We start from the raw sequence: 12,065 nt of genomic DNA, 5'->3' as shown, positions 1-12,065 counted from the left end.
CGCACGCATCGTCAACCGGCGAGCACCCGGTGTCAGTGCCCGGACGTAAGCTGGTCGTCCACGTGGGAGGGACGTCGGGCCATGCCGTCGGATGCCAAGATCCTCATCGTCGACGACCACAAGGACACTCTGTACGCGCTGGAGAGCGCCCTCGCCCCGCTGGGCTACCGGCTCGGCCGGGCCACCAGCGGTGACGAGGCGCTCAAACAGGTGCTGCGCGGCCAGGTCGGCCTCCTGCTGCTCGACGTGCGCATGCCCGGCGTCAGCGGCCTGGACGTCGTGCGCTATCTGCGCCGCCTGGAGCAGACCCAGAACATACCGGTCATCCTGCTCACCGGCTTCGGCCCCGACCAGGAGCTGACCGCCACCGCCTTCGCCCTCGGCGTCGCGGACCTCGTCCTCAAGCCCGTCGACCCCTGGGCCCTGCGCACCAAGGTCCGCTACCTCTACGACGCCCACCAGCACCGGCTCGCCCTGGAACAGGAGATCCGCGAACTGCGCGCCCTGGTCAAGGACCCCGCCCGGCCCCAGGACCACACCGCGCACCCCTCCCTGCCCCACCCCGGCGCCCACGTCCCGCCCCAGCGCGACGCCTATCGCACCGGCGCGGGCCGCGACCGGCCCTGACCCGGCGCACGCCCCGCATCCCCCCGGCGCGGACCGGACATATGGCGCGTACCGATCCGCCCCTGTGCCGTGTCGGAGACATCAGGCAGCATGTCGTTCATGTCCGTACTGACGCGCGACGAAGCGCAGACCCGTGCCCAGCTCCTCGACGTCCACCGCTACACCGTCGACCTCGACCTGACCACCGGGGACGAGACCTTCGACTCGCGCGCCGTCATCCGGTTCACCGTGCGGTCGGACAGCGCCACCGTGGACACCTTCGTCGAGATCAAGCCCGCCGAGCTGCGCTCCGTCACCCTCGACGGACAGCCCCTCGACCCGGAAACCCTGGACCGGGACCGGCTGCCCCTGAAGGACCTCACCCCCGGCGAGCACGAACTGCGCGTCGACGCGGCGATGCGCTACTCCCGCACCGGCGAGGGCATGCACCGCTTCACCGACCCCACCGACGGCGAGACCTACACCTACACCCAGCTCTTCATGGAGGACGTGCAGCGCGTCTTCGCCGCCTTCGACCAGCCCGACCTGAAGGCCGTCTTCGAGCTGACCGTCAAGGCCCCCGAGGGCTGGACCGTCCTCGCCAACGGCATCACCGAACACCTCGGCGAAGGCCGCTGGCAGGCCGCCCCCACCCCGCCGCTGCCCACCTACCTCGTCGCCGTCGCCGCCGGCCCCTTCCACTCCGTACGCACCGAGCACCGCGGCCTGCCCTTCGGCATCCACTGCCGCCGCTCGCTCGCCCCCCACCTCGACGCCGACGCCGACGAGATCCTCGACGTCACGCGCGCGTGCTTCGACCGCTACCACGAGAAGTTCGACGAGCCCTACCCCTTCGACTCCTACGACCAGGCGTTCGTACCCGAGTTCAACGCGGGCGCCATGGAGAACCCCGGCCTGGTCACCTTCGCCGACAAGTTCGTCTACCGCTCCGCCGTCACCGACACCGAACGGCAGACCCGCGCCATGGTCATCGCCCACGAGATGGCCCACATGTGGTTCGGCGACCTCGTCACCCTCAAGTGGTGGGACGACATCTGGCTCAACGAGTCCTTCGCCGAGTTCATGGGCTACCAGACCACCCTCGAGGCAACCCGCTTCACCGAACCCTGGGTCGAGTTCGGTGTCGTCCGCAAGCCCTGGGGCTACGACGCCGACCAGCGCCCCTCCACCCACCCCGTCGCCCCCGAAGCCGTCGACGACACCGCCGCCGCCCTGCTCAACTTCGACGGCATCTCCTACGCCAAGGGCGCCTCCGCCCTGCGCCAGCTGGTCGCCTGGCTCGGCGAGAAGGACTTCCTGGCCGGCATCAACACCCACTTCGCCCGCCACAAGTTCGCCAACGCCACCCTCGCCGACTTCATCGACTCCCTCGCCGCCAACACCGAACGCGACGTCCACGCCTGGGCCGACGCCTGGCTGCGCACCACCGGCGTGGACACCCTCACCCCGCGGCTCACCACCGACGGCGCCACCTGCGCCCTGACCGTCGAACGCACCGGCAGCCGCCCGCACCGCGTCTCCGTCGGCCTGTACGACCAGGACCTCGCCGACGAGGGCCACCTCGCCCTGCGCGAACGCATCGACGTCGACGTCCCGCAGACCGACCCGAAGCCCATCGGCAAACGCCCCGCGCTGCTCGTCGTCAACGACGGCGACCTGACCTACGCCAAGGTCCGCTTCGACCCCGAGTCCTTCAAAGCGGTGCGCACCAGCCTGTCCGGCCTGCCCGATCCGCTGACCCGCGCGGTGGTGTGGAACGCCCTCAGGGACGCCGTCCGCGACGGGGAACTCCCGCCCGCCGACTACCTGGACACCGCCCGCACCCACCTCCCGCGCGAGACCGACCTCGCCGTCGTCCAGGGCGTGCTCGCCTTCGCCGTCACCCAGGTCGCCGACCGCTACCTCGGCCCTGAGGAGCGGCCCGCCGCCCTGGCCACCCTCACCGCGCTGTGCCGCGACCTCATCCGCCGCACCGAGGACGGCGACAACCCCGGCCTGCGCCTGGTCGCCGTACGCCACTACATCGACGTCGCCGCCCACCCCGACTCCATCGCCGCCTGGCTCGCCGACGGCACCGTGCCCGGCGGGCCGGAACTCGACCCCGAGCTGCGCTGGCGGATCCTGGCCCGGCTCGCGGTCCTCGGCGCCACCGACGAGACCACCATCGCCGCCGAGCTGGAGCGCGACCCCAGCGCCAGCGGCCAGGAGGGCGCCGCCCGCTGCCGGGCCTCCCTGCCCGACGCCGAGGCCAAGCGCCGCGCCTGGGAGGCGATGTTCACCGACGACACCCTCTCCAACTACCTCTTCGCGGCCATCGCCCAGGGCTTCTGGCAGCCCGAACAGGCCGACCTGGTACGCGAGTACGTGCCCCGCTACTACGAGGACGCGCCCGCCCTGGCCGCCCGCCGCGGCCCCGCCATCGCCATCGCCACCGGCCGCCTGGCCTTCCCCGCCCACGCCGTCGACGCCGAGAACCTCCGCCTCGGCGAGGCCTGCCTGCGCGACGCCGACCCGATCACCGCCCTGCGCCGCAAGCTCGCCGACGAACTCGACGACCTGGCCCGGGCACTGCGCGTGCGCCAGGCACAGGACCGGCCCTAGGGCCCTAGGACCGGCGACGTAGGGCACGTATGGTCCCTGCCGACGATGCGGCGGGCCGGTCGTCCTGCCTAGGCTCGCCAGAGTCCTGGGACGATCGGCCCGAGCATTCGAGGAGAAACCGTGATCGCAGTGACCGGCGCCACCGGCAACGTCGGCCGTGCCCTGGTGGAACGGCTCGTCGCCGCTGGCCGGCCCGTACGGGCGCTGACCCGTGACCCGCAGCGGGCCGCACTGCCGCAGGGCGCGGAGGTGGTGCGGCTGAGCCTCGACGAGGGCGCCGCCCTGTTCGAAGGCGCGACGAAACTGTTCCTCTACGTGCAGGCGGGCGGCGACCGGACCGCTGCCCTCCTCGCCGCGGCCCGCGAGGCCGGCGTCCGGCACGTCGTGCTGCTCTCCTCCGCCATCATCCAGGAAGGCGCCGACGAGACCCATCCCATCCACGTCATGCACGCCACCGCGGAACGCCAGATCCGCGACAGCGGCCTTCAGTGGACCTTCCTGCGGCCGGGCGCCTTCGCCACCAACGCCCTGCAATGGGCGCCCCAGATCCGCGCCTCGGACACCGTCCGCGGCGTCTACGCCGACATGGCCGTCGCCCCCATCCACGAGGACGACATCGCCGCCGTCGCCGAACGCGCCCTCCTCGACCCCGGACACGAAGGCGCCGCCCACCGCCTCACCGGCCCCGAAGCCGTCACCAACGCCCAGCAGATCGACGCGATCGGCCGGGCGATCGGCCGCGACCTGCGGTTCGTGGAGGCACCGCCCGAGGAGATCGGCCCCGAGCTCTTCCCGAACGTCCCCCCGGAATTCCTGCACGGCCTCCTGAAGACCTTCGCGGCCACCGTGGGCGCCACCCCGGAGATCACCACCACCGTCGAGAAGATCACCGGCGTCCCCGCCCGCGCCTTCGCCCAATGGGCCCAGGACCACGCGGACGACTTCCGAAGCTGAACGAGCCGTCGGCCGGGCGCGTCAGCCCCGGCCGACGCGCAGCTCCGCCCGCCGCACACCCCGCTCACGCGGCCCCGCCCGCCGGTTGCCCACCTGCGCGCCCATCCCCGGCTCCTCCTCCAGCACGAAGCCGAGCCGCTCCAGGAAACGCTCGCCGGGCCGCCAGCCGGGCGGGACCGTCGTCCTCACCCTGGTGACACCCTCCGCGCGCGCGAGCAGCGACCCGGCCACCGCCCGGCCCAGGCCCCGGCCCCGGGCCCACGGCGCCAGCAGGAACATGCCCACCGACAGCGCACCCGGCTCCGGGTGGTCCCGTACCGCGTCCACCAGGCCCGTCACCACCCCGTCCCGCTCCACGACCAGGAGCACCTTGTCCTCCGGCCGGGCGCCCTCCGGCAGCGAGTAGAACAGGCTCTGCACATCACCGGGCGCCGACGGCAACCCCGTCGCGGCCACGAACCAGTCCTCGCACGCCTCGAACAGCGCCAGCAGCGGCGCCTCGTCCGCCGGGACCGGTTCCCGCACCACCACCCGCTCACCGGGCACGTCCACCATCCACACGTCAACCATCCGACCGACGCCTCCCACCCTCCGGTACGCCCCAACACGTTTTCCCCGCACGGGAGTACCCACTTCCGGGTCCGCTCGTTGAACTTTCCGGATGCGCAGCCCCATCCGCGTGCAAGCCGGAACCACCGCTGCGGATGTCCCCTCGCCCGCGCCCCGGAGGAGAGCCCATGAGCCTGTCGCCCCTCGCCTCAGGACCCGACGGCCCCGCGGCCCTGCGGCCGCTGCTCGACACCGTCCTCGACGCCCTGCGCGAAGGCGGCCGGTCACGCGGCGGCCCGCTGCCCGAAGGCGGCCCGCAGGCCGTCACCGCCAGGATCACCGAGGCCGTGGGCGACGTCCTGCCCCACGACGGCGAGCCCGACGCCCTGCGCACCCTCGTACACGCCCTCGCCGAAGGCTCCGCCGACCCCGCCGACCCGCTGTGCACCGCCCATCTGCACTGCCCGCCCCTCGCCGTCGCCACCGCCGCCGACCTCGCCGCGAGTGCCCTCAATCCCTCCCTCGACTCCTGGGACCAGGCCCCCGCCGCCTCCGCCCTCGAAGCCCTCGTCACCCGCGCCCTCGCCCATGAGATCGGCCTCGCCGACGCCCTCGTCACCACCGGCGGCACCGAAGCCAACCAACTCGCCCTGCTGCTCGCCCGCGAGGCACACGGCGGCAGCGTCCGACTGGTGTGCGGAGCCAACGCCCACCACTCCCTGCCCCGCGCCGCCTGGCTGCTCGGCCTGCCCGACCCGGTCGTCGTCCCCGCACCCGCCGGCACCCTCGACCCCGCCGCCCTCGACGAAGCCCTCACCCGCCTGCCCCGCCCGCTGCTCGTCGCCGCCACCGCCGGCACCACCGACGCCGGCCTCATCGACCCGCTGCCCGAGATCGCCGGCCTGTGCGCCGCCCACGGCGCCCGCCTGCACATCGACGCCTCCTACGGCGGAGGCCTCGTCTTCAGCGACCGCCAGCGGGAAAAACTCGCCGGACTCGAAGCCGCCCACACCGTCGCCCTGGACCTGCACAAACTCGGCTGGCAGCCGATCGCCGCCGGCCTCCTCGCCGTCGCCCGCCCCCGCGACCTCGCCGTCCTGAACCAGCGCGCCGACTACCTCAACGCCGACGACGACACCGAAGCCGGCCACCCCGACCTGCTCGGTCGCTCCCTGCGCACCACCCGCCGCGCGGACGTCCTCAAGATCGCCGTCACCCTCAAGACCCTCGGCCGCACCGGCCTCGGCGCCCTCGTCGACCAGGTCTGCGCCCGCGCCCGGCACTTCGCCGCCCTCGTCCAGGACCACCCCGGCTTCGAACTCCACGACCGGCCCGTCATCAGCACCGTCCTGTTCCGGCCCGCAGGCGCCACCGACGACACCGTCGCCGACGTACGCCGCAGACTCCTCCAGGGCGGCCGCGCCGTCCTCGGCAGGGCCCGCATGGACGGCCGCCTCTGGCTCAAGGCCACCCTCCTCAACCCCCACACCGGGCCCGACGACCTGGCCCACCTCCTGAAACTCGTGGAAGGAACCACCCCCAGATGACCATCCCCCCACGCCACGAGCCCGAAGCACCGCGCGACCTGGTCGGCATCGGCATCGGACCGTTCAACCTCTCCCTCGCCGCCCTCGCCCACCCACTCGCCGAACTCGACGCCGTCTTCTACGAACAGCGCCCCGGCTTCGACTGGCACCCCGGCCTGCTCATCGACGGCGCACGCATCCAGGTCCCCTTCCTCGCCGACCTGGTCACCCTCGCCGACCCCGCCAGCCCCTGGAGCTTCCTCAACTACCTCAGAGCCCGCGACCGGCTCTTCCCCTTCTACTTCGCCGAGCGCTTCCACATCCAGCGCGCCGAGTACGACGCCTACTGCCGCTGGGTCTCCCAGAACGTCCCCGGACTGTGCTTCTCCCACCAGGTCGACTCCGTCCGCTGGAACCCCGAACGCGAGGTCTTCGAAGTCGACTTCACCCAACTCGACGCCGACGGAGAGGCCGAGGCCCTCGGCCGCACCCGCACCAGGAACATCGTCCTCGGCGTCGGCACCGCACCCCACGTACCGGACCCCTTGAAACCCCTCGTCGAAGCCCCCGGCGTCCCCGTCGTCCACGCGGCCGACTACCTCGACCACCGCGACACCGTCCTCGCCGCCGGCCATGTCACCGTCGTCGGCTCCGGACAGTCCGGCGCCGAAGTCTTCCTCGACCTGCTCCGCCACCGGCCCGCCGGCCGCGAGCGACTGCACTGGATCGGCCGCACCGAGTCCTTCGCGCCCATGGAGTACTCAAAACTCGGCCTGGAGCACTTCACGCCCGACTACACCCGCTACTTCCACGCCCTCGACCAGCCCACCCGGGACCGGCTCGTCGCCTCCCAATGGCAGCTCCACAAGGGCATCGACGCCGACACCATGGCCGTCATCCACGACGAGCTCTACGGGCGCACCCTGCACGGCGGCTGGCCCGACACCGTCCTCACCCCCGGCGTCCACGTCCGCACCGCCGGACGCATCGCCACCAGCAAGATCGAACTCCACCTCGAACACGTCCAGCAGGGCACCCGCTCCCGCCTCACCACCGACGCCGTCGTCCTCGCCACCGGCTACCGCGAACGCCCCCTCGGCCAGCTCCTCGCCGGCCTCGACCCCTACCTGCGCCGCGACAGCGGCGAACGCCCGCGAGTGGACGAACACTTCCGGATGGTCCTCGACCCCTCCGTCACCGGAACGGTGTACGTGCAGAACGCCGAACTCCACACCCACGGCGTCGGCGCCCCCGACCTCGGCCTCGCCGCCTGGCGCAGCGCAACCATCCTCAACACCCTGACCGGCAAGGATCCCTACCCCCTGCCGGCCCGCACCGCCTTCACCACCTTCGGCCTCGACCGGCAACCCCAGGTCCCCGACACCCGCAGGCCCCCCAGCACCCTCATCCCCCTCGTCGAGGGCCGGTAGGAATCCCCGCCGACGGCGGGGATTCCGGGCCCGCTAGAAGACGGCCGTGCCGTTCCGCGTGAGCTTCCAGTCCACCGACGCGAAGTCCTTCGGGTCCAGCACACCCTTCGCGGTCACCCACTCCGCGATCCGGGTACGGATCTCCGTCGACTCCGACCACAGCTCCCTGGCCGAAGCGACATACGGGAACGCGCCGCCACCATTGGCACGGTAGTTGTTCACCGCGAGCACGAACTGCTGGGCGTCATCCAGAGCGGCCCCCTTGTAGGTGAGGTTCTTGATCCGCGAACCGGCCGCCTGGGCGATGTCGATCTCGTACTGGAAGCCCGAGACATAGTCGTAGTTGTAGTCCGGGCGGCCGTTCGCGTTGGTCAGCTTCTCCACGTCGACCGCCGCGTCGGCGGCCGTCTGCACGAAGTACTCCGCCGAGTACTCCAGGTACGCCCGCAGCTGCGCGCCCGTCATCAGCTTCGCGACCAGCGTGTTGTCGTACACGTACAGGCTGGACAGATCCCGGATCGTCACGTCGCCGGCCGGGATCTCGGAGGTGCGGGAGAACGGCGAGGCCTGCGCGACCACCGGCAGCGAGGCGTACTCGGTGCCCGCCAGCGCCGCCTTGACCACGTCCTCCTGGACCTTCGTGATCAGGTCGATGATCGGGGCGTCCGTGTAGCGGGCCTCGACCGTGGTCAGGGTCGCGGTCGCGGTGCCGACGACCTGGTTGACGTACTCGACGACCTTCGCGTGCTCGTCCGTCAGCAGCTTGGTGATCTTCGGGTCGTCGGCGACGGAGCCCGAGTTCCGCAGCGAAGCGGCGACCGACTCCACCTCCCACCTGCCCTTGCTGAACACCAGCTCGATGTCGAACAGCGTGAGGCGCTCGGCGAAGCACAGCGGCTCCGACAGCACGACCGTCCTGCCGGTGGCCTCGTTGGTGACCTTCAGCTCCGGGATCTCCACATGCGCGTGCCCGACCAGGATCGCGTCGATGCCCGGCACCTGCCTGGCGACGTTGGCGGCCGCGTTCTCCACGTACGGCACCTGGTCACCGTACGACGAGGTGCCCGAGGAGCCGCTGTGCGCCGACACCACCACGACGTCCGCGCCCATCGAACGCAGCTTCGGCACCCACTTCGCCGCCTGCTCCTCCAGCCCCGGGAAGGTCAGCTTCCCCTGGACATACGCCTTGTCCCAGATGGCGATGCCCGGGTTGGTGAGACCGAGGACGGCGACCTTCACCGGCGGGGCGCCGGGCACATGGAACTTCTTGATGAAGTACGGCGGGAAGGCGGGCTTCTGCGTCTTCGCGTCCAGCGCGTTCGCGCCCAGCAGCGGGAAGTGGAGCTGCGACTCGAACTTCCGCAGCGTCTCGATGCCGTAGTTGAACTCGTGGTTGCCCAGCGCCGCCGCGTCATAGCCGATCGCGTTCATCGCCTGCGCCATCGGATGCACCGGACCGCCCTTGGCGGTGATCGGGTCCACCTTCGCGTAGTAGTACGTCAGCGGGGTGCCCTGGATCGTGTCGCCCGCGTCCAGCAGCAGGGTGTTGCAGCGGCCCCGCTCCTCGCGCACCTGGTTCACCAGGGTCGAGATACGGGCCAGGCCCATGGCGTTGCCCGCCTTGTCGGAGTACTCCGCGTCCTTGAAGTAGTCCCAGTTGAAGACATGCCCGTGCAGGTCCGTCGTGCCCATCACGGTGAGCGAATACCGCTTCGGCTGCTTCGCGGGCTTCGCCGCCGCGGCCGTCTCGGCCGCCTCCGCGGACGGAGCCGCCGCCGCGCCAGCGATCGCCACTCCCGCCCCGGTGACGGCGGACTTCTTCAGGAACTTCCGACGGTTCAACGGCATGTCTCGTTCTCCTCGGGAAATGGTCAATGACGCGCGTAGATTCTGACCCGCTCATGACTTGCCGCAACAGATACAGCAGGTTGCGATCTGGTGACCTAACGGCTCAACTGCCGTCCCGTAACCAGGAAAGGCCTGACAGAGTGGGACGTATGACCACTCCCCACGGCACCCCGGACGCCCCGCTCCTCGTCGTCCGCGGCGAAGCCGAACTGGAAGTCGAACCCGAGATCGCTCGCATCAGCGTCATCGTCAGCGCACGCGGCCGAGACCGGCGCACCGCCCTCGACGACCTCTCCCGCCGCAACGCCACCGCCCTCGACCTGATCAAGTCCTACGGCGACACCGTCGAACGCCTCTCCACCGGCGCCTTCTCCATCACCCCGGAACTCAGCGAACGCGGCCGAGGTGAACGCGTCCACGCCTACCACGGCCGCGTCCACCTCACCGCCGACTTCACCGACTTCACCGTCCTCGGCGAACTCACCACCCGCCTCGCCGACATGGACCTCACCCGCGTCGACGGACCCTGGTGGCTCCTGCGCCCCGACTCACCCGTACACCGCGAAGCCCGACAGCAAGCGGTGAGGGAAGCCGTCCAGCGCGCCCACGAATACGCCGCCGCACTCGGCACCACCGTCGCCGCCCTCATCGAACTCGCCGACACCGGCACCGACCGCCCCCAGTCCGCCCGCACCCCCTTCACGCGCGGCGTCCGCCGCGCCTCCCTCGCGGGCGCCGCCGAGCCCCCCGAACCACTCGACCTGGAACCCGAACGCCTCCGCGTCGGCGCTCAGGTCAGTGCGCAATTCACCATGGCGCCACCGCGGCTCTGAAAAAGGAGCGGCGCTCACTTTCTGTTCGGTCCCAATTCCGGGCAGTGTTTCAAAAATGCTCATCGGAGCGGCCGGTCGCACAATTCAACAGTTGTCAACGAGCCTTCATCCAAAGGACGTTGAGTAGTCACGCCCCGCCGATTCTCTACCGACGGGTAAGGCCTAGGCTCGATACATGCGCCGAGCAAAGATCGTCTGTACTCTTGGGCCCGCCACCGACACATATGACCAGATCAAGGCACTGGTCGACGCCGGAATGGATGTCGCCCGATTCAACCTCAGCCATGGCGGATACGCCGAGCACGAGGAGCGTTACCACCACGTACGAAAGGCCTCGGACGAGACCGGGCGTAGCGTCGGGATGCTCGCCGACCTTCAGGGCCCGAAAATCCGCCTCGGCCGCTTCGCCGAAGGCCCCGTACTTCTTGAACGCGGTGACTCCTTCACCATCACCGTCGAACCACACGTCGAAGGCGACCGCCATCAGTGCGGAACCACCTACTCCGGCCTCGCCGGCGACGTCACCCGCGGCGAACGCGTCCTCGTGGACGACGGCAAGGTCTGCCTCGAGGTCACCGCCGTCGACGGCCCCCGCATCCGCACCACCGTGGTCGAAGGCGGCATCATCTCCGACCACAAGGGCCTCAACCTCCCCGGCGTCGCCGTCTCCGTCCCCGCCCTCTCCGAAAAGGACGAAGCCGACCTGCGCTGGGCGCTGCGCACCGGCTTCGACGTCATCGCCCTCTCCTTCGTCCGCAGCGGCAAGGACATCGAGGACGTCCACCGGATCATGGACGAGGAGGGCCGCCACCTCCCGGTGATCGCCAAAGTGGAGAAACCGCAGGCCGTCGACGCCATCGAGGACATCGTCGCCGCCTTCGACGGCATCATGGTCGCCCGCGGCGACCTCGGCGTCGAGATGCCCCTCGAACAGGTCCCCCTCGTCCAGAAGCGCGCGGTCAAGCTGGCCAAGCGCAACGCCAAGCCGGTGATCGTCGCCACCCAGATGCTGGACTCCATGATCGACAACTCTCGCCCGACCCGAGCGGAGGCCTCCGATGTCGCCAACGCGGTCATCGACGGCACCGACGCGGTGATGCTGTCCGGCGAGACCAGCGTCGGGAAGTACCCCGTCGAGACGGTCCGCACCATGTCCAGGATCGTCGAGGCCGCCGAGGAAGACCTCCTGGCCAAGGGCCTTCCGCCGCTCACCGAGAACAGCAAGCCCCGCACCCAGGCCGGCGCCGTCGCCCGCGCCGCAGCGGAGATGGGCGACTTCCTCGGCGCCAAGTTCCTCGTCGCCTTCACCCAGTCGGGCGACACCGCCCGCCGCCTCTCCCGCTACCGCTCGCCGATCCCCCTCCTGGCCTTCACCCCGGAACCGGCGACACGGTCCCAGCTCAGCGTGACCTGGGGTGCCGAAACCTTCCTCGTCCCGGACGTCGGCTCCACCGACGCGATGGTCGACCAGGTCGACGAGCTGCTCCTCAAGTACGGCCGTTGCCGGCCGGGCGACAGCGTGGTCATCACGGCCGGCTCACCGCCCGGAGTCTCAGGTTCGACGAACATGGTGCGGGTGCACCACATCGGCGAGGACGACTGCTGAGGGCTTTTGAAGTGCGGGCCCCGGCCGCTCCGGGTCACGGATCGTGACCCTGTGCACGAAAAGCGGAGGACCACGCGTACGTGATCCTCCG

9 protein-coding genes are annotated in these 12,065 nt (G+C 70.9%); 7 read left to right on the top strand and 2 right to left on the bottom strand.

The window, feature by feature from the left end; translation table 11 throughout:
- Window positions 1-81 precede the first annotated feature (81 nt).
- The 3 genes from ABZ915_RS33130 to ABZ915_RS33120 all read left to right on the top strand — a co-directional run bounded on the left by ABZ915_RS33130 (window position 82) and on the right by ABZ915_RS33120 (window position 4,182).
- Complete coding sequence (locus ABZ915_RS33130; protein WP_361810887.1) at window positions 82-627, top strand: response regulator; 546 nt, start codon at window positions 82-84, stop codon at window positions 625-627.
- Window positions 628-726: 99 nt separating this feature from the next.
- A complete protein-coding gene (gene pepN / locus ABZ915_RS33125) occupies window positions 727-3,228 on the top strand; it encodes an aminopeptidase N (protein WP_361810885.1) in 2,502 nt (833 codons plus the stop codon).
- Window positions 3,229-3,348: 120 nt separating this feature from the next.
- On the top strand, window positions 3,349-4,182 hold the full coding sequence (locus ABZ915_RS33120) for an NAD(P)H-binding protein (RefSeq protein ID WP_361810883.1): 834 nt from the start codon (window positions 3,349-3,351) through the stop codon (window positions 4,180-4,182).
- Between the two features lie 21 nt (window positions 4,183-4,203).
- On the opposite strand, the gene ABZ915_RS33115 is transcribed toward ABZ915_RS33120, so the two are convergent.
- On the bottom strand, window positions 4,204-4,752 hold the full coding sequence (locus tag ABZ915_RS33115; RefSeq protein WP_361810881.1) for a GNAT family N-acetyltransferase: 549 nt from the start codon (window positions 4,750-4,752) through the stop codon (window positions 4,204-4,206).
- Between the two features lie 167 nt (window positions 4,753-4,919).
- Here ABZ915_RS33115 and ABZ915_RS33110 point away from each other — a divergent pair, with 167 nt between their 5' ends.
- Together ABZ915_RS33110 and ABZ915_RS33105 are read left to right on the top strand one after the other, a co-directional pair.
- Window positions 4,920-6,278 (top strand): aminotransferase class V-fold PLP-dependent enzyme, encoded by a 1,359-nt coding sequence (locus ABZ915_RS33110; protein WP_361810879.1) that lies wholly within the window; start codon window positions 4,920-4,922, stop codon window positions 6,276-6,278.
- The gene (locus ABZ915_RS33105; protein ID WP_361810877.1) at window positions 6,275-7,687 is read left to right on the top strand and encodes a SidA/IucD/PvdA family monooxygenase; all 1,413 of its coding nucleotides are present in this window, start codon (window positions 6,275-6,277) and stop codon (window positions 7,685-7,687) included. The genes ABZ915_RS33110 and ABZ915_RS33105 overlap by 4 nt, the downstream gene beginning before the upstream one ends.
- Window positions 7,688-7,720: 33 nt before the next feature.
- Here the strand turns inward: ABZ915_RS33105 and ABZ915_RS33100 are convergent, their stop codons facing one another.
- On the bottom strand, window positions 7,721-9,535 hold the full coding sequence (locus tag ABZ915_RS33100; protein ID WP_361810875.1) for a 5'-nucleotidase C-terminal domain-containing protein: 1,815 nt from the start codon (window positions 9,533-9,535) through the stop codon (window positions 7,721-7,723).
- Between the two features lie 149 nt (window positions 9,536-9,684).
- Here ABZ915_RS33100 and ABZ915_RS33095 point away from each other — a divergent pair, with 149 nt between their 5' ends.
- Together ABZ915_RS33095 and pyk are read left to right on the top strand one after the other, a co-directional pair.
- Window positions 9,685-10,368 (top strand): SIMPL domain-containing protein, encoded by a 684-nt coding sequence (locus tag ABZ915_RS33095; RefSeq protein WP_361810873.1) that lies wholly within the window; start codon window positions 9,685-9,687, stop codon window positions 10,366-10,368.
- Between the two features lie 175 nt (window positions 10,369-10,543).
- Complete coding sequence (gene pyk, locus ABZ915_RS33090) at window positions 10,544-11,974, top strand: pyruvate kinase (protein WP_361810871.1); 1,431 nt, start codon at window positions 10,544-10,546, stop codon at window positions 11,972-11,974.
- Window positions 11,975-12,065: the final 91 nt, after the last annotated feature.

The organism is Streptomyces sp. NPDC046915 (genome assembly GCF_040644935.1).
Lineage (GTDB): Bacteria > Actinomycetota > Actinomycetes > Streptomycetales > Streptomycetaceae > Streptomyces.
The sequence above is the reverse complement of the archived record's forward strand: the minus strand, read 5'-3'. Positions and strand labels throughout refer to the sequence as shown.